Annotated in this window: 16 protein-coding genes; 14 read left to right on the forward strand and 2 right to left on the reverse strand. The window is 61.6% G+C overall.

Going from position 1 to position 15,069, the window contains the following annotated elements; genetic code table 11:
* Positions 1 to 408: 408 nt before the first annotated feature.
* The 6 genes from YH62_RS29085 (at position 409) to YH62_RS10525 (ending at position 5,244) form a co-directional block, all read left to right on the forward strand.
* Positions 409 to 1,110, forward strand: a complete 702-nt coding sequence (locus YH62_RS29085; protein ID WP_052760381.1) for a hypothetical protein — start codon at positions 409 to 411, stop codon at positions 1,108 to 1,110.
* Between the two features lie 82 nt (positions 1,111 to 1,192).
* On the forward strand, positions 1,193 to 1,666 hold the full coding sequence (locus YH62_RS10505) for a carboxymuconolactone decarboxylase family protein (RefSeq protein ID WP_046794129.1): 474 nt from the start codon (positions 1,193 to 1,195) through the stop codon (positions 1,664 to 1,666).
* Positions 1,666 to 2,523 (forward strand): sigma-70 family RNA polymerase sigma factor, encoded by an 858-nt coding sequence (locus YH62_RS10510; RefSeq protein ID WP_046794130.1) that lies wholly within the window; start codon positions 1,666 to 1,668, stop codon positions 2,521 to 2,523. The genes YH62_RS10505 and YH62_RS10510 overlap by 1 nt, the downstream gene beginning before the upstream one ends.
* A 101-nt stretch (positions 2,524 to 2,624) precedes the next feature.
* Positions 2,625 to 3,383: a YbaY family lipoprotein gene (locus tag YH62_RS10515; RefSeq protein ID WP_046794342.1), complete on the forward strand. Its 759-nt coding sequence runs from the start codon at positions 2,625 to 2,627 to the stop codon at positions 3,381 to 3,383.
* A 95-nt stretch (positions 3,384 to 3,478) separates the two neighbouring features.
* The gene (locus YH62_RS10520) at positions 3,479 to 4,192 is read left to right on the forward strand and encodes an SDR family oxidoreductase (RefSeq protein ID WP_046794131.1); all 714 of its coding nucleotides are present in this window, start codon (positions 3,479 to 3,481) and stop codon (positions 4,190 to 4,192) included.
* 14 nt (positions 4,193 to 4,206) lie between these two features.
* On the forward strand, positions 4,207 to 5,244 hold the full coding sequence (locus tag YH62_RS10525; RefSeq protein WP_046794132.1) for a proline racemase family protein: 1,038 nt from the start codon (positions 4,207 to 4,209) through the stop codon (positions 5,242 to 5,244).
* Between the two features lie 10 nt (positions 5,245 to 5,254).
* Here the strand turns inward: YH62_RS10525 and YH62_RS29090 are convergent, their stop codons facing one another.
* On the reverse strand, positions 5,255 to 6,181 hold the full coding sequence (locus YH62_RS29090; RefSeq protein ID WP_052760383.1) for a tetratricopeptide repeat protein: 927 nt from the start codon (positions 6,179 to 6,181) through the stop codon (positions 5,255 to 5,257).
* Between the two features lie 232 nt (positions 6,182 to 6,413).
* Between YH62_RS29090 and pyrC the strand changes: the two genes are divergently transcribed.
* From pyrC to YH62_RS10575, 8 genes are all read left to right on the forward strand, one after another.
* Positions 6,414 to 7,454, forward strand: coding sequence for a dihydroorotase (gene pyrC / locus YH62_RS10540; protein ID WP_046794134.1), 1,041 nt, complete (start codon positions 6,414 to 6,416; stop codon positions 7,452 to 7,454).
* Positions 7,455 to 7,566: 112 nt separating this feature from the next.
* Positions 7,567 to 8,742, forward strand: coding sequence for a GGDEF domain-containing protein (locus tag YH62_RS10545; protein WP_046794135.1), 1,176 nt, complete (start codon positions 7,567 to 7,569; stop codon positions 8,740 to 8,742).
* 73 nt (positions 8,743 to 8,815) lie between these two features.
* Entirely contained in the window at positions 8,816 to 9,511 is a 696-nt protein-coding gene (locus tag YH62_RS10550; RefSeq protein ID WP_046794136.1) for an orotate phosphoribosyltransferase, read from the forward strand.
* 63 nt (positions 9,512 to 9,574) lie between these two features.
* On the forward strand, positions 9,575 to 10,501 hold the full coding sequence (locus YH62_RS10555; RefSeq protein ID WP_046794137.1) for a carbohydrate kinase: 927 nt from the start codon (positions 9,575 to 9,577) through the stop codon (positions 10,499 to 10,501).
* 203 nt (positions 10,502 to 10,704) lie between these two features.
* Entirely contained in the window at positions 10,705 to 11,028 is a 324-nt protein-coding gene (locus tag YH62_RS10560) for a DUF2282 domain-containing protein (RefSeq protein WP_046794343.1), read from the forward strand.
* Positions 11,029 to 11,057: 29 nt separating this feature from the next.
* Complete coding sequence (locus YH62_RS10565; RefSeq protein ID WP_046794138.1) at positions 11,058 to 11,984, forward strand: DUF692 domain-containing protein; 927 nt, start codon at positions 11,058 to 11,060, stop codon at positions 11,982 to 11,984.
* The gene (locus YH62_RS10570; protein ID WP_245282073.1) at positions 11,968 to 12,780 is read left to right on the forward strand and encodes a DNA-binding domain-containing protein; all 813 of its coding nucleotides are present in this window, start codon (positions 11,968 to 11,970) and stop codon (positions 12,778 to 12,780) included. Before YH62_RS10565 ends, YH62_RS10570 begins: the two co-directional genes overlap by 17 nt.
* Positions 12,770 to 13,270 carry a DoxX family protein gene (locus tag YH62_RS10575; RefSeq protein WP_052760384.1) on the forward strand — a complete coding sequence of 167 codons (501 nt, stop codon included), beginning with the start codon at positions 12,770 to 12,772 and terminating at the stop codon, positions 13,268 to 13,270. The genes YH62_RS10570 and YH62_RS10575 overlap by 11 nt, the downstream gene beginning before the upstream one ends.
* A gap of 47 nt (positions 13,271 to 13,317) precedes the next feature.
* Here the strand turns inward: YH62_RS10575 and pgi are convergent, their stop codons facing one another.
* Complete coding sequence (pgi, locus tag YH62_RS10580; protein WP_046794140.1) at positions 13,318 to 14,943, reverse strand: glucose-6-phosphate isomerase; 1,626 nt, start codon at positions 14,941 to 14,943, stop codon at positions 13,318 to 13,320.
* Between the last annotated feature and the right edge of the window lie 126 nt (positions 14,944 to 15,069).

Genomic DNA, 15,069 nt, shown 5'->3' on the forward strand with positions numbered 1-15,069 from the left:
GCCGGAAGTTGAAGCCGGTTTTAAATCACTCGCGTCGATCAATGGTTAACGCCAGTGAAGTCCGGAGCGGACAGGTTGGCGCGGTTGCCCGTCCCAGATGCATGTCCGCCAAGTGCTCATTTTGGATGCGCCCGAATTCCTCACCGGCGTGGAATTCAATGTCGATGGTGCAGAAGTTGGCATAAGGCATAACAATTTGATTGTACTGCATCTTCAGATGCAACCCGAGCATTGACTTCGTTCAGCTTCGCGTTCAGTTTCGGATGGGGGAATTCAATTCGGGGGCAGGATGAATATCCAGCTATTCGCGATAGCGTCGAGCACGTGTGCCGGGCGTCAGGCAATCGTGCCTTCAGCTTTCTTATCTCCCCGCGTATCCGTGAAGCCGTGGAGACCAGAGGGCATCTGATGTTCGCTCAATCGCTTTCGTTGATTACCAGAAATTTTTGGATGTTCGCCGTGGTAGTCTCAATCATGGCTGGGTTTTTCGTGTTCGAAGATGTTAGCGGAAGTGAGCCCAATAAGGGGGCTTACGCCATGTGGCTATTTTTATCATTTTGGATGCAGCAAGCAGTCATATCGGGAAAAGAGAAAATCGCCGGTCAAGTTGGATGGCCTAACGGGCTGTGGTCCTTTCTTTGGAAGAACCTCGTATTGTTTTTCTCCAGCGTGATTTTGCCGTCATTATTGCTGGCGTTGTCAGGTTTCGATAACTTGGGTTTCATCATCTTGGTGGCGCTTTTACTCGCGGCTGGTGCTTTCGCGACCCTCGGTACATGGCCTGTGTCAAACGCGGCTCGGGGGGACACGTCTCTCGCGGCCGCGTGGCGTCGCGGTGCCACCGGCTTTTGGTCTCGTTTTTTTCGCTTGGTCGCCGGCTACGTGGTTCCCGCCTTTGTTTCCGTTCTATTAGTGGGCCTACTGCACCCGGGCGCGGTCGGCAGTAATGTCGGGATGACTGATCCGGTCGTTGTTCGCCTCCTCCTCTTCTACCTGCTTGCAGTTTCCATCAATCTCATTGGCACGGTGTATGTTTCGGTGGTCATCGCAAGAAGCTATTTGGCCGATGATCAAAAATCGGGGCAGCAGGCGGTAAGCCCGGCGGAATAATCTGCCAAAAAAATCCCCCCGCATGTCACATCCGCAAAACCTGGCTCGTCATGGTGTCGTAACCAACAGAAGGAAGCGAACCATGACTGCCAAACTTGATCCATTCACCGCCGCCCCCGCTCTGATGAAGAAGTGGATGAGCGTATCGATCGATGTCGCGGCGAGCCTCGAGCCGAGCCTCATCGAACTCGTCAAGATCCGCGCCTCGCAGATCAACGGCTGCGCCAACTGCATCAACATGCACACCGCCGAAGCGCGGGCGAAGGGCGAGACCGAGCAGCGCATCTACCTCCTGTCCGCCTGGCGCGAAGCCCCTTGCTATTCCGATCGCGAACGGGCAGCACTTGGCTGGACCGAAGCCCTGACCCGGCTTTCGGAAGGCCATGCGCGGGAAAGCGCCTATGAAGCCCTTTGGGCGAACTTCACGGCGGAGGAACAGGTGAAGCTCACATTGATGATCAACGTCATCAACGGATGGAACCGCCTCGCGGTCGGCTTCGGCCTCTGGGTCGAGCCGGCGGCCGCGAAGGCCGTCCAGGCGGAAGTGGCCGCCTGATGGCGGGCGCCATCCATGAGGACGCAGCGGCGACCTTCGATCCGCTGCGTCCGAAGCTCATGCGCGTCGCCTACCGGATGCTCGGTTCGGTAGCCGATGCGGAGGATATGGTGCAGGAGGCCTTCATCCGCTGGATGAAGGCCGACCGCGACCAGGTGCGCGAGCCGGAAGCCTTCCTGCGCCGCACGGTGACGCGGCTTTGTCTCGATCAAATGAAGTCGGCGCGGCGCCAGCGCGAGACCTATGTCGGCCCCTGGCTTCCCGATCCTGTCGTCGAGGAGGAAGAGGAGGAAGACGTCACCTTGCCTTTGATGCTCGCATTGGAGCGCCTTTCGCCGCTCGAACGGGCCGCCTTCCTGCTGCATGATGTGTTCGGCCTCGGCTTCGAAGAGGTCGCGTCCACCATCGAGCGCGATCCGGCCGCCTGCCGTCAGCTTGCCGCCCGTGCTCGCACCCACGTCCGCGAGGCGAGAGCCCGGTTTCAGGTGGACAGGCAGCGCGGTGTCGAGCTTGCGGAGGCTTTCTTCGCCGCCTCGCGCAGCGGCGACATGAAGGCGCTCGGCTCGATGCTTGCGGCCGATGTCAGCGTCCATGCCGATGGCGGCGGCAAGCGTTCGGCGGCCATGGAGCCGATCTTCGGCTTCGATGCGGTGATGAAGGTGCATGAAAACCTGGCGGCATTGTTCCGGAAACATGGCTCGAAGCTCGTGCGCGCGGGCTTCGTCAACGGCCTGCCCGGCTTCATCACGCTGGAGGCGGACGGCGAACTCCAGACGACCGCGCTCGATATCGAGGACGGAAAGATCGCCGCCATTTATGTGGTTCGCAATCCCGACAAGCTGCGGCATCTGCACTGATCGTCTTGCGGGATCGGGAAGTCCGGCCTCGTTTGAAGAGCCGCTTCCACCTGTGATAGAAGGCTGCCATGACGGAAACGGCAACGGATTGGAGCGGACCGATGGCACCTGCGATTTTGAAATCTCTCTCGGCCGGCCTTGCCCTGCTGGCGGCGGTGATCGCCGCCGCACCCGCACTGGCCGAGATCAGGACGCTGGAGGGCACGGTGGCCTACCGGGAGCGCATGGCGCTGCCGCCCGGCGCATCCGTCGAGGTTAAGCTTGTCGACGTCTCGCTGGCGGATGCTCCTTCCAAAACGCTCGCCGAGGTCAGCTTCACGCCCGAGGGCCAGGTTCCGGTGCCGTACCGCCTGCAATATGACGATGCCGAAATCCAGCCCGGCCGGAGCTATGCGCTGCAGGCGCGGATCACGCTCGGCGACCGCCTGATGTTCATCACCACGACGCGCCACGCGGTCTTTACGGGCGAAACGGGAAAAGCCGGGGAGACGGATATCATGGTCGAACGGGTAGTGGCCGCCCCGGCGTCCCCGGCGGGACGCTGGCTTGCGGAGGACATTCGCGGCAGGGGCGTTATCGATAACCTGCAGACGGTTCTGGAAATCGCCGAAGACGGAAAGGTCTCGGGCTCGGGTGGCTGCAACCGGATGAGCACCAAGGCGACGCTCACCGGCGAGGAGATCGCCTTCGGGCCGATCGCTTCCACCAAGATGGCCTGCGCCCCCGCCGTGATGGACCAGGAAATGAAGTTCTTCGCGGCTCTCTCGGAAGTCCGCACCTGGCGGGCCGATCCCTCTCGCGGAAAGCTCTCGCTTCTCGGCAAGGGCGGAGAAGTCCTCATCGTGCTTTCGCGGATGTAGGCCGTTCTAAGTGATAGGCAAAAGCCTTGCTCCGTTATATCTCTCTCCATGAGAGCCCGCATCTGTGCGGCGGGCGATGAGAAATGGAGAGGTTCATGACGGAGGCAGAGGAAAGACCGGTGGCGCTGATCACCGGCGGCGGGCGCGGCATGGGCGAGGCGATCGCCCGCGAGCTCCACGAGGAGGGCTACCGGCTGGCGCTCATGTCGCCCTCCGATAGCTGCGAAAAGCTCGCGGCCGAACTCGGCGGCGTCGCCTCGCGCGGCGTGGCGGAGAAAGCCGCCGACATCCAGGCCATCTTCGACCTTGCCATGAAGTCTTATGGCCGCATCGATGCCGTCGTGAACCATACCGGCCATCCGCCGAAGGGCGATCTTCTCGACATCAAGGACGAGGATTGGACGCTCGGTTCCGACATGATGATCCTGTCGTTGGTGCGCATGGCGCGGCTCGTCACGCCCGTCATGCTGAGGCAGGGCAGGGGCGCCTTCGTCAATATCACCACCTTCGCGGCCTATGAGCCCTCGCTCGTCTTCCCGGTCTCCTGCACCTATCGCGCCGCGGCCGGCGCCTTCACCAAGCTCTATGCGGACCGTTATGCCGCGAGCAACATCCGTATGAACTGCATCCTGCCCGGTTATATCGATAGCCTGAACCATAAGCCGGAAACGGCGGAAAAGGTGCCGATGAAGCGTATCGGCCATGTGGAGGAGATCGCCAAGACTGCGGCTTTCCTGCTGTCCGATGGCGCGGGCTACATCACCGGCCAGAACATCCGTGTCGATGGCGGCATAACCCGGCACGTCTGAGCGGAGTTGTCGAGATGAGATGGAAACGCACGATCCAGCTTCTGGATGTCCATGCCGAGGGCGAAATCGGCCGGGTGGCGATCGGCGGCGTGCCGAAAATCCCGGGTGATAGCGTCGCCGGGCAGCTCCATTGGCTGAACACCGACCCCAAGGGCCAGGAGCTTCGCCGTTTCCTCTGCCTGGAACCGCGCGGCGCGCCGATAGGTTCGGTCAACCTCCTGCTGCCGCCGAAGCATCCGGAGGCCGACGCAGCCTTCGTCATCCTCCAGCCGGATCAGGCGCATGCAAGCTCGGGCTCCAACTCGATCTGCGTGACCACGGCTCTGCTGGAGGCTGGAATCGTCGAAATGCGGGAGCCGGAGACGGTGGTGACGCTCGAAACCGCGGCCGGTCTCGTGAAGGCGGTCGCCACCTGCCGTGACGGCCGCTGCGAGAAGGTGAGGCTCACCATGGTGCCCTCCTTCGTGCACGAGCTGGACATAAAGCTCGAGACGCCGCATTGGGGCACGGTGACGCTCGATCTCTGCTTCGGCGGGGTCTTCTATGCGCTGGTGGATGTCGGCCAGATCAATCTGACGATCGAGAAGGGCAATGCCGCCTCGCTGGTGCAGGCGGGAATGATCCTGAAGGAACTGGTGAACGCCAAAATCCCGGTGGCGCACCCTGAAATTCCGGCGATTTCCGGCGTCGCCTATGTGATGTTCCGCGATACCGAGGCCGATGGCACGGTAAGGACCTGCACCACCATGTGGCCGGGCAGGGCCGACCGGTCGCCCTGCGGCACGGGCAATTCCGCCAACCTCGCAGCACTCCATGCGCGCGGCAAGGCGAAGGTGGGGGACGTCTTCAAGTCGCGCTCCATCATCGGCACGGAATTCGAGGTCGGACTGCTTCGGGAAACGCAAGTTGCCGGAAGGCAGGCGATCGTGCCGACCATTGCCGGACGCGGCTTCACCTTCGGCCTGACGCAGGTCGCCCTTGATCCCTTCGATCCGCTGGCCGAGGGTTTCGCAATGACGGATGTGTGGGGGCCATCGGCCGGAGATATCTGACGCGTCAGCCTCAGATGCCCTTTGCCATCGAGGAGGGCATTTCCATATCGCCTTCCTTCAGCACCAGCCCTTCCAGATCGTCGCTCAGCTCCTGGCCGGAAGGGGGAGGAAAAGTGCCCGCCTGCTGCATCTGCATGAGCTTATAGGCTCCGAAGACGTCGCCACGCTCAGCGGCCGAGGCATACATTTCGGCAGCTTTCGTGGGATTGGCGGCAATACCTTCGCCGGTCTCGTACATGATGCCGAGATTGATCATGGCATCGGCATTGCCGCGCTGCGCGGCAATATCGTACCAGGCGATCGCAGTCTGGTCGTCCTGCGGCAGGAGATTGCCCTCGTCATAGATGACGCCGATGTTGAAGGCGGCGGTGTCGTCGCCGGCGCTGGCGGCCGTTTCAAACCAGCGTAGCGCCTGGGCCACGTCCTGCTTCGTCCCGAGACCGTCACGATAGGCGACGCCGAGATTGTAGGCGGCCAGCACGTTGCCGCTTTCGGCGGCTTCCTTGTAGAGCCGGAATTCGGAAGCCTCGTCTCCAAGGCGTCCCATCAGCATGCCGAGATGCACCTTGGCGGCGGGGTAGCCGGCCTGGACAGCGGTATCGAAAGCGGCAACGGACTCGCCCATGCGTTGGGCGGTGTTGAGCGCCCGGCCAAGCTGGAAGGCGAAGCGGGGATTATCGGTCGCATCATGGGCCGTACGGCAGGCATCGATCGCGGCCGCATCGATCTTCTCGGCGTCCACCGGGGTGTGGGCGCTGTTCCGTTGGTTGTCGGTGGGGCTGCCAGCGAGCCGATCGCAATCGTTCACGGCTGTCATGACAATGGCGGGGCCGATGCTCTCTCCCGCGGCGGGCAGGATGGTGAGCGTGCAGAGCGCGGTCGCAGCACCGGCGGCCACGGCGAAAACTTTATTGACATTCGGGAAGCGGGATTTCATCCTTCGCTCCTCTGATTCGCCGGATTGCCATATTGAACGCGGGAACCATTCGGGAGTTCCGCGCCACAACCCATCCGCGATCATCTTTCGCTCAACATTTTTCACGCCCCGGTGAATGCCGGGTTGTGCGCCCTTGCGCCCGGTCTTTCTTTCGTGATGCCCTCCGTCATCATTGTTTTGCGCGGTGGAACGATGTTATGCGGAGCGGAACGATAGAATACGGAAGCCGCCCATGAAGACGCTCACCATCCGCCGCCCCGACGACTGGCATCTGCACCTGCGTGACGACGAGGTGCTGAAAGGGGTCATCGGTGATACGAGCCGGCATTTCGCACGCGCCATCATCATGCCCAACCTGGTGCCGCCGGTGGTGCCCACCGCCGATGCGGAAGCCTATCGCCAGCGTATCCTGACCGCGCTGCCCGGCGGCCACCGCTTCGAACCGCTGATGACGCTCTACCTGACGGAGCGCACCGATCCGGACGATGTCGAGGCGGGAAAGCGCAGCGGTCTCATTTCAGCGGTCAAGCTCTACCCGGCCGGCGCCACCACTAATTCCCATGGCGGCGTACGCGATATCGAGAAGGCGATGCCGGTACTGGAGCGCATGGCGAAGATCGGCCTGCCGCTCTGCGTGCATGGGGAAGTGACGACGCCGGAGGTGGATATCTTCGACCGTGAGGCCGTCTTCATCGAGACGGTGCTCGACCCGCTTCGCAAGCGGCTGCCGGAGCTTAAGATCACCATGGAGCACGTAACGACCGCGGACGGCATCGACTACATCAAGTCCTCCTCGGGCAATCTCGGCGGCACGATCACCACCCATCACCTGATCATCAACCGCAATGCCATCCTGGTGGGCGGCATCCGCCCGCATTATTACTGCCTTCCGGTCGCCAAGCGTGAGAACCACCGGCAGGCGCTTCGCGCGGCGGCGACCTCCGGTGACGCCCGTTTCTTCCTGGGCACCGATTCCGCTCCGCATATCGATCCGTTGAAGGAATGCTCCTGCGGCTGCGCCGGTATCTATACCTCGCTCAACACCATGAGCTGCCTGGCGCATGTGTTCGAGGAGGAAGGCGCGCTCGACAGGCTCGAAGCCTTCGCCTCGCTGAACGGTCCCGCCTGGTATGGTCTTATGCCGAACGAGGAGACGATCACGCTCACGCGGGATGAGGCGCCGGTGGAATACCCCGCGAAGCGGGAAACGGCAGCCGGCCCCATCACGGTTTTCGATCCGATGTTCCCTCTCCACTGGCGGGTTGCTGATTGAGGGGGAAACCCCTCAAGTTCGCGCAAAGATAGTAACGGTTTGGAGAGGAACCACGGTTAGCTTGATGCCATAATTCGCGGCGAGTTATTGCCCGAAGAGAAAGATTGGCGGGATGCTTGACTACAATTCTCTTCTGCTCGCCCTGGGCTTTTCGGCGACCTGCATGATGGTCACCCTTCTGGGGACCTGGGTGTCGCGCCGGACGGATTCCTTCCTTCTGACGCTGGTCGTTGCACTCTGCCTCGTCGTTTCCGGCATCTTCATCTACAGTTCCTATACCGTCCGGGCCAACCCTCTCACGGTCTCGATCGCCTACGTCTTCCTCATGGTCGGCTTCAGCACGATCTATGCGGCCTCGGTCCAGTTCCGCACCGGTGTGAAGCCGTGGAGGCTGGCGGCTATCTTCTCGATCGCCACGGTCGTGCCGGGCCTTCCCCTGATGGCCGGCGGTCTCGACGGGTTGGGTTTCATCTTCATGAACATCGCGACCGCCCTGCTGCTTATCGGCACGGCGCGCCAATACTGGCTTGCGCGGGAGGAAGCGCCGGGACCGCTGAGCTGGATGGCGGTACTCTATGTCGTGAGCGGGTTTTCCTTCGCCCTCTGCGCCGCCGTATTGATCGCCGAGGGGCAATTGGTTCTCGGCCATGCACCGGATAATTGGGCGGAAAACCTCAATATCGGCATCTGCATCGCTGGCATGTCCGGCATCGGTGCTCTCTCGCTCGCATTGCATCAGTGGCGGCTGGCCGCCCATCATCGCCGTGAGGCAAATACCGATTCCCTGACCGGGCTCTTGAACCGCCGGGCGCTCTTCGACCAGCATGCCAGCCGCACGATCGGCCCGTCCACCGCCGTGATCGTCTTCGACATCGACCGCTTCAAGTCCATCAACGACCAACATGGTCATGCCGCCGGAGACGCCGTTCTCAAGGTCTTTGCCGAAGAGCTGATCGCAGGCACGGAGGGCAGGGAGACCGTGGCGCGGCTGGGGGGCGAGGAGTTCGCCATGATCCTCGCCAACACGATGCCCGGCCGGGCCGAGCGGATCACCGGCGATATCGCCCGGCGGTTCGCGGAGCGGCAGATCGCGGCGGGCGAAGCGTGCTTCCGCTGCACCGTCAGCGCCGGCATCGCCTTCGGTACGCCGGAAAGGCGGAATTTCGAAGCCGTTCTCAACCTCGCCGATAGCGCGCTCTACGAGGCCAAGCGCGCCGGCCGCAACCGGGTCGAGATCGCCGGCTTCCTGCGGTCGGTCGAAACGGCGGAAACCCGCACCTCCGCCTGACACTTGTAGGGTCTGGCGTCCGCCGCCGCTTGCTGCTATTCGCGCTTAGTAGGTGAGCAGAAGGAGCGGGCGCATGATCCAGACGACATTTCCCGAACGCGGCGTTATGGCCGAACTGATGGCAAGGATGCTCTGGGAAATCGGAGCCGTCCATTTCAGCGCGGAAAAACCCTACAAGTTTGCCTCAGGCATGATGAGCCCGGTCTATATCGATTGCCGCAAGCTGCTTTCCTATCCGCGCATCCGCTCGGCGATCATGGATTTCGCGTCCGCCACCATCATGCGCAATGCGGGTTTTGAAAAATTCGACTGCATTGCCGGCGGCGAAACGGCCGGCATACCCTTTGCAGCACTTCTGGCGGAGCGGCTCAGCCTGCCGATGATCTATGTCCGCAAGGCTCCGAAGGGGCATGGCCGCAATGCCCAGATCGAGGGCCACATGCCGGAAGGCGCGCGCGTGCTGGTGATCGAGGATCTGACGACGGCCGGCGGCAGCATGTTCAAGTTCATCGATGCGGTCCGCGCCGCGGGCGGCGTCGTCGATCACGGCATCGCTCTCTTCTACTACGATATCTTCGATGAAGGCGCGCTCCGCTTTGCCGACGGCAAGGTGAAGCTGCACTACATCGCCACCTGGCGGAACGTGCTTGAAGTGGCCAAGGAGCAGAAGCTTTTCGACCAGAAAACCCTCTCCGAAGTCGAATCCTTCCTGGATGCGCCGCTTGCCTGGTCGGGTCGCAACGGCGGCATAAGCGAGCTTTCGCTCTAGATATTTTACAAAAGCTCGTTTAAGCGATGAAGCCAGCCAGGGAGCATGGCGGGAGGACTTCGGATGATCTTGTGCTGTGGTGAAGCTCTTATCGACATGCTTCCGCGCGAAACGACCGCGGGCGAGAAGGGCTTTGCCCCCTATGCCGGCGGCGCGGTGTTCAACACCGCGATCGCACTTGGTCGGCTGGGCGTTCCCACGGGCTTCTTCACCGGCCTTTCCGACGACATGATGGGCGATATCCTGCGCGACACGCTGCGTAACAGCAATGTCGACTTCAGCTATTGCGCAACCCTGTCGCGACCGACGACGATCGCCTTCGTGAAGCTCACGAATGGCCACGCCTCCTATGCCTTTTATGATGAGAACACCGCCGGCCGCATGATTACCGAGGCCGATCTGCCGGCGCTCGGCGACGATTGCGAAGCTCTGCATTTCGGCGCGATCAGCCTGATCCCCGAACCTTGCGGTTCGACCTACGAGGCATTGATGAAACGCGAGAACGCCGCCCGCGTGATCTCGCTCGATCCGAATATCCGGCCGGGTTTCATCAAGGACAAGGCCTCGCATCTTGCCCGCATCCGCCGCATGGCGGCGATGTCCGACATCATCAAGTTCTCGGACGAGGATCTCGCCTGGTTCGGCCTCGAGGGCGACGAGGATACGCTCGCCCGCCATTGGCTTCACCATGGGGCCAAACTGGTGGTCGTCACCCGCGGGGCGGACGGCGCCATCGGCTACACCTCAGGCCACAAGGTAACGGTGCCGAGCGAACGCGTGACGGTGGTCGATACGGTCGGCGCCGGCGATACTTTCGACGCCGGCGTGCTGGCCTCGCTCAAGATGCAGAACCTGCTCACCAAGGCGCAGATCGCAAGCCTCACCGAGGATCAGATCGCCAGCGCCCTGGCGCTCGGTGCCAAGGCGGCGGCGGTTACTGTTTCCCGCGCTGGCGCCAATCCGCCCTTCGCACGCGAGATCGGCCTCTGATCCCGCATAGCAGCTGACACATCGATGATGCGCTCAGGTGGTGCCGGCTTTCCGCGCACTGCTGCGGCATTGCCGCCGTTTCCCTAGCCTCGCAGGCCTCTCACAAAAACGTGTGTCCCGGCATCGTAACCAATGCCGATCGACAGCGAACTACCGATCGTGTGCCATCCGGTACACGAGAGGAGTCCATGAGAGGCAAAATCATGTCAACACGTTCCATAGTCACAGCATCAGTTCTGGCGACTGCTGTCGCGTCCGCATTGTCGTCGCTGGCGTTTGCTGCGCCGCTATCCGAGGCGGCGGTCAAGGCAGCAATGGATGCCGGAAAGGAAAAATGCTTCGGCGTCGCCCTTAAAGGCCAAAACGATTGTGCGGCGGGTCCCGGCACGACCTGCCAGGGCACCTCGACGGTCGACTATCAGGGCAATGCCTGGAAATTCGTGGATGGCGGCACCTGCGCCAGCATGGAATTGCCGGGCGACCGCAAGGGCTCGATGACCGAACTGAATCGCGATCTGCCGGCCTGATCATTGCAACCGGGAAAGTGGAGGTACTGATGATGCAAGCGAGCAAGCGAACGGTTGGGTCCGATGTTCTTCGCTTTCCCGACTATCCTGTCCAGGGGCTGGCGGGAACCAGCTTCAAGCCGGAACATCTGCCGGCGATCCTCGCTGAGGGATCGAGGCATGGGTTCTTTGAGGTCCATGCGGAAAACTACATGGGGGCTGGCGGGGCGCCGCATCTCGCCCTGTCGAGGATACGGCAGGATTATCCGGTTTCCCTGCATGGAGTATGCATGTCGATCGGCGGCCCAAGGCCTCTGGATCGGGATCATTTGGCCCGGTTCAAGGGCGTGGTCGACCGTTACGAGCCGGCGCTCGTCTCCGAACATCTGGCATGGTCCACCCACGATACAACGTATTTCAACGACCTCCTGCCGCTGCCTTACAACCGTTCCACGCTGGAACTGGTCGCTAGCCACATCGATCAGGTCCAGGAGACGATTGGCCGAAAAATCCTTCTTGAGAACCCGTCGAGCTATCTGGTTTTCGAGGAATCGACGATGCCAGAAACCGAGTTCATACGACAGATTTCGGAGCGGACCGGCTGCGGTCTCCTGCTGGACGTCAACAACGTCTTCGTATCCGCCGCGAACATAGGCTCGTCCGCCATGGAATATCTTGCGGATTACCCTCTGAATTTGGTCGAGGAGATACATCTTGCCGGCCATTCGGAGCAGGAGACGGAGGAGGGCGAGCTCCTTTTGATCGACAGCCATGACGGACCCGTGTCCGATGCCGTCTGGAAGCTCTTTGAGATCGTCATCGCGCGAAGCGGACCCATTGCGACACTGATCGAGTGGGACAGCGCGGTGCCCGATTGGCCCATTCTGCACCGGGAGGCGATAGCTGCGCAGGCGATACTTGATCGCGGCCAGCACATTGAAATGCCTCATGGAGACGCCTATGCGATTTCCCGCTGAGAACCCGGCCATGGAAGAAAAACTCGATTTCGCCGCGTATTTCGCAGGGGGCCTGCTGGATCCTCATCGCGAGATTCCGGAATGCGTTTCGGATCCAAGAGGTAAGTCGGCCGAGCGACGCTACAATATCTATCGCAACAACGTAATCGTCAGCCTGATCGACGCTCTTGCGGCAATCTTTCCGGCAACGCAACGCATCACCGGCCCGGAGTTCTTTCGGGCGATGGCCAGGTTTCATATCCGCGCTACCCCGCCCTCGTCGCCGCTGCTCTTCGAGTACGGGCATGACTTTCCGGCGTTCATCGAACGCTACGAGTATGCCCGCGATATGCCTTGGCTTGCGGACGTGGCCCGTTTGGAGCGCGCCTGGCTCGACGCCTATCATGCGGCCGATGAGCCGCCACTCGCAAAAGAGGCGCTGTCGCAGGTTCCGCCGGAACTGCTGGGCTGCTTGCGTTTCAGACGGCATCCAGCAGCGCGTCTGGTTTGCTCCAACTATCCGGTGGTGGACATTTTCAATGCAAACCGGAGCGATGCCGCAGTCGGCAAGATAGCCGCGGCCACCGCACAAAGTGCCCTGATCACGAGACCTGCCTTCGACGTCGAATTACGCGGCCTTCCGAAAGATGCGGAGGTCTTTCTCTCGCGCCTGTTGGAGGGTGGTTCGCTGGAGGTGGCAGCCGCTTCAGCCTTCGAGGTCTCTTCCGAGTTCGACCTGGCATCGACCATTTCCATGATGATCGAGGCCGGAGTTTTCACCGCAACATTTCCGGGAGAAGTTCAGCATGGCTATTGAAGCAAAAATCAACACTCGACCGGACCAAACGGGAGTCGCTGCGGCAATCGGATGGGTGAACGGGCAGATTGCAGGAGTGGCCTTCCCATCACTCACTCAGTTTGCGCTACGCCTTGCTTTAGGAGTGCCGTTCTGGCGCTCGGGTATCAACAAGTGGGAGGGTTTCCTGCAACTGAACGACGTTGCGGTTCTGCTCTTTGCCTCCGAGTTCAGATTGCATCTGCCGGGCGGTCCCTATTCTTACCCGTTTCCGGCAGCGACGGCCTTTCTTTCAGGTTCCGCTGAAATTCTGCTTCCGATCCTGCTTGTGGCTGGACTTTTCACGCGTGTCGCCGCGGTAGCCTTGCTCCTGATGACCATCATCATCCAGTTGACCGTACCTGATGGCTGGCCGATCCACCTGACCTGGGTGGCAATGGCACTTGCGATCATGGCATGGGGGCCTGGCAGATGGTCGCTGGACCACGCCCTTTTCCGCCGAAATGCCTAATGGAACCAAATAGAGGCGAAGCCCGCGGAAGGGCTTCGCCTCCCGCGTTACTTCGCCAGCGTCGCAAGCACCGCCACAAGCCCCTGGGTGGAGCTGTCATGGCCTTTGGCGCTCTCCGTGCCCTGAACGACCGGCAGCAGTCCCGTCGCCAGTTCCTTGCCGAGCTCGACGCCCCATTGGTCGAAGGAATTGATGCGGAAGAGCACGCCTTCGACGAAGACGCGGTGTTCGTAGAGCGCGATCAGGCGGCCGAGTGCGAATGGCGTCAGCTTGTCGTAGACGAAGGTGATGGACGGCCGGTTGCCGGTGAAGACGCGGTGTGGCGCGATGAAATCGGCCTGCTTGTCGTCCATTCCCTTCGAGGTGAGCTGCGCCTTGGCCTCCGCCAGCGTACGGCCCTTCATCAACGCTTCGGACTGCGCCAGGCAGTTGGCGATCAGAAGTTCGTGCTGGTGGCGCAGATGCGGCTCGAAACCGTTTGCGGCGATCATGAACTCGGCGGGAATGATGCTCGTGCCCTGGTGGATGAGCTGGTAGAAGGCGTGCTGGCCGTTGGTGCCCGGCTCGCCCCAGACGACTGGTCCGGAATTGCCTTCCACCGGCGTGCCGTCGATCGTCACGCCCTTGCCGTTCGATTCCATGTCCAGCTGCTGCAGGTAAGCGGGGAAGCGCAGCAGGCGCTGGTCGTAGGGGAGGATTGCGCGGGTCGGGTAGCCCAGAACATTGCGATGATAGAAGCCGATGAGGCCGAGCAGCATCGGCAGGTTTTCACGCACGGGCGCGGTGCGGAAGTGGTTGTCCATCGCATGCGCGCCATCCAGGAACTTGCCGAAGTTCTCCGGACCGACTGCGATCATCAGCGGCAGGCCGATCGCCGACCAGATGGAATAGCGCCCGCCGACCCAGTCCCAGAAGCCGAAGACGCGTTCGGTTTCGATGCCGAAGGCGGCAACCTTGTCCAGCGCCGTGGATACGGCTGCGAAATGATGCTTGACGGCGGCCTCGCCGAGCTTGTCGGCCACGAACGCGCGCGCAGACGCGGCATTGGTCATTGTTTCGATTGTCGTGAAGGTCTTCGATGCGATGATGAAAAGCGTCGTTTCGGCTTCGAGCAACTTCAGCGTATCGGCAATATGCGCGCCGTCGACATTCGAGACGAAATGCGCCCGCGGGCCGTCATGGAAGGGGGCGAGCGCCAGCGTCGCCATCACCGGACCGAGATCGGAGCCGCCGATGCCGATATTGACGACGTCGGTAATCGCCTTGCCGGTCGCGCCCTTCAATGTGCCGGACCGGATGCCGTCGGCGAATTTGCCCATGGCCGCCAGAACCGCGTTGACCTCCGGCATCACATCCTTGCCGTCCACCAGCACCGGCGTGTTGGAGCGGTTGCGCAGCGCCGTGTGGAGAACCGAGCGCCCCTCGGTGAAATTGATCGGTGCGCCGGAGAACATCTCGTCGCGTTTGCCGGCAACGCCGCCGGCTTCCGCAAGCTTTTCGAGAAGAGCCAGGATCTCGGCGTTCACCGCGGTCTTGGAATAGTCCATCAGCAGGTCGTCGAAGGATGCGCTGAATTTATCGAAGCGGCTGGAATCGCCCGCGAAGGCGGCACGGATATCCGTAGCTTTGGTAGCGGCGGCGGTGGATTTCAGCTCTTGAACGATGGCCTGCATGGCTGCTCCTTGCATTCCGGGGAAGGATGCTGGGGAACCTATTCGCTTTCTGGGTCAAATCAAGGCACAAGAGGCTGCGAGGAGCGTTTCCTGACGAGGCTTGAAGAGAGAGGTCCCGGCAGGTAT

The sequence above is a fragment of the Rhizobium sp. LC145 genome, assembly GCF_001005825.1.
Lineage (GTDB): Bacteria > Pseudomonadota > Alphaproteobacteria > Rhizobiales > Rhizobiaceae > Neorhizobium.

Excerpts from the sequence above, each read along its gene's own strand:
- pgi (WP_046794140.1), bottom strand. The coding sequence starts at position 14,943 with ATGCAGGCCATCGTTCAAGAGCTGAAATCCACCGCCGCCGCTACCAAA.
- YH62_RS10560 (WP_046794343.1), top strand. The coding sequence starts at position 10,705 with ATGTCAACACGTTCCATAGTCACAGCATCAGTTCTGGCGACTGCTGTC.
- YH62_RS10550 (WP_046794136.1), top strand. The coding sequence starts at position 8,816 with ATGATCCAGACGACATTTCCCGAACGCGGCGTTATGGCCGAACTGATG.
- YH62_RS10570 (WP_245282073.1), top strand. The coding sequence starts at position 11,968 with ATGCGATTTCCCGCTGAGAACCCGGCCATGGAAGAAAAACTCGATTTC.
- YH62_RS29085 (WP_052760381.1), top strand. The coding sequence starts at position 409 with ATGTTCGCTCAATCGCTTTCGTTGATTACCAGAAATTTTTGGATGTTC.
- YH62_RS10525 (WP_046794132.1), top strand. The coding sequence starts at position 4,207 with ATGAGATGGAAACGCACGATCCAGCTTCTGGATGTCCATGCCGAGGGC.
- YH62_RS29090 (WP_052760383.1), bottom strand. The coding sequence starts at position 6,181 with ATGAAATCCCGCTTCCCGAATGTCAATAAAGTTTTCGCCGTGGCCGCC.
- YH62_RS10555 (WP_046794137.1), top strand. The coding sequence starts at position 9,575 with ATGATCTTGTGCTGTGGTGAAGCTCTTATCGACATGCTTCCGCGCGAA.
- YH62_RS10505 (WP_046794129.1), top strand. The coding sequence starts at position 1,193 with ATGACTGCCAAACTTGATCCATTCACCGCCGCCCCCGCTCTGATGAAG.
- pyrC (WP_046794134.1), top strand. The coding sequence starts at position 6,414 with ATGAAGACGCTCACCATCCGCCGCCCCGACGACTGGCATCTGCACCTG.
- YH62_RS10510 (WP_046794130.1), top strand. The coding sequence starts at position 1,666 with ATGGCGGGCGCCATCCATGAGGACGCAGCGGCGACCTTCGATCCGCTG.
- YH62_RS10520 (WP_046794131.1), top strand. The coding sequence starts at position 3,479 with ATGACGGAGGCAGAGGAAAGACCGGTGGCGCTGATCACCGGCGGCGGG.
- YH62_RS10545 (WP_046794135.1), top strand. The coding sequence starts at position 7,567 with ATGCTTGACTACAATTCTCTTCTGCTCGCCCTGGGCTTTTCGGCGACC.
- YH62_RS10515 (WP_046794342.1), top strand. The coding sequence starts at position 2,625 with ATGGCACCTGCGATTTTGAAATCTCTCTCGGCCGGCCTTGCCCTGCTG.
- YH62_RS10575 (WP_052760384.1), top strand. The coding sequence starts at position 12,770 with ATGGCTATTGAAGCAAAAATCAACACTCGACCGGACCAAACGGGAGTC.
- YH62_RS10565 (WP_046794138.1), top strand. The coding sequence starts at position 11,058 with ATGATGCAAGCGAGCAAGCGAACGGTTGGGTCCGATGTTCTTCGCTTT.